We start from the raw sequence: 1,457 nt of genomic DNA on the forward strand, positions 1-1,457 counted from the left end.
AATGGTTAGGCACTTTTGCGGCTCCTGGCAATGGCACTCCTAAACCCGATCTTGCTCGTGCTTGTGGATTAGTGAAACGCTATCTTCAGACACAAGGGTTAACGATCGAGCAGGGTATTGTTCGACTCGATGGACTGTATGGCAGTGCGAGCCATGTCAGCCCGTTGCAACAAGCGAAGATCGCCTATGCGATTCGTTGTCGTGACTATCATTTGCTCACTGACCCAATCGTTGTAGAAGCACTAAAACAAGCTCCTCATGCCACGATTACCTATCCGGATAGTCCTCATCCCCGCGAACTATTTGATATTCCTTGCCTGGATTCCACGCGGCGAGGCTACCACGAACCAATGCGCCTGGTGATTGTTCGTATGGAGCGATTTGACAAGCGCAAACGCGCTGTGGGTAAATGCAACGGGAAGTACATTCATGAGCTATTCCTCACCTCTCTTCCAGTCGAGCAATTTACGGCAACGGATGTGCTGAATCTCTATTGTGGTCGAGGTGGATTTGAGCAAACGCTTGCAGAAGAAGACAAAGAACAAGATGGAGACCGATGGTGTAGTTGGCAAGCACAAGGGCAGAGCTTTTGGCAGATTTTGAATCAATGGGTGTGGAACTGGCGGATTCGGGCAGGAGCGATACAGTTGCCTCAGTTGTGTGGGCGGCAAACAGAATGGTCGTCTGCTTTACCCGAGAGAACCGAGGAGTGTGCGGCTCCCCAACCTGAAGCCCCTCAACCTGCATCTGCTCCTCAATCCAGTCAGCAATCTGCTCCTCGCTATGGAGCCATGACGGTCTCGGAGGGTTGGGCAAAAAGTCGTCACAAGTATGCAGGTAAAGACTTCAAAATCCTGGATGATGAATCTGTGGAATGTCCCGCTGGGCATCGCATGTATCGCCGTGAAATTCGCTATACGCGCCGGGGCGATATGCAAATGCTGTTTAGTATGAATCCGCGCATTTGTGCCAGTTGTCCCGTGAAGCAACATTGTCTGTCCGAGGATTCCAAGAACACCAATGGCAGACGAATTTCAGTCATCCGAACGAAACTGCCTCCGGTTCCAACGGTTGCATTAGAGCCTGAGATTACAATGATTGCTCAAGCTCCGATGCAGACCGTACAGGGGACTCAAGCTTTGATCTGGACGGACATTCCAGCCACTCAACTGCGACGAGAGATTCGACAACACTTGAGGCGACATCAAACTCGAATTGAATACAGCGAGTCAGCTACTCAACCTGTCGAATCCGCAATCTCTTACTTGACTCGCAGCCAACGTGCTCATCGACGACTCGCTTGGGCAGAACGATTGAAACGAAATGCTATCCGAGCTAATACACTCCGGATTTCTGTTGAGATTTTTGGCGTGTCGTCGAAGTTGATTAAATTCCTCAATCGCCTATCTGTCAAGCGTTCTGAGTCTTCCTAATGCACTGGTTGCGTATCTCGTGGG

Annotated in this window: 1 protein-coding gene; it reads left to right on the forward strand. The window is 50.4% G+C overall.

What is annotated here, in order from left to right; translation table 11 throughout:
* Window positions 1–1,433 (forward strand): hypothetical protein (locus ACQ4M5_RS41685; RefSeq protein ID WP_430681679.1); only part of this gene is annotated, 1,433 nt, incomplete at its 5' end.
* Window positions 1,434–1,457: the final 24 nt, after the last annotated feature.

The organism is Leptolyngbya sp. AN10, from assembly GCF_050565645.1.
In the GTDB taxonomy this organism is placed as follows: Bacteria; Cyanobacteriota; Cyanobacteriia; order Leptolyngbyales; family Leptolyngbyaceae; genus Leptolyngbya.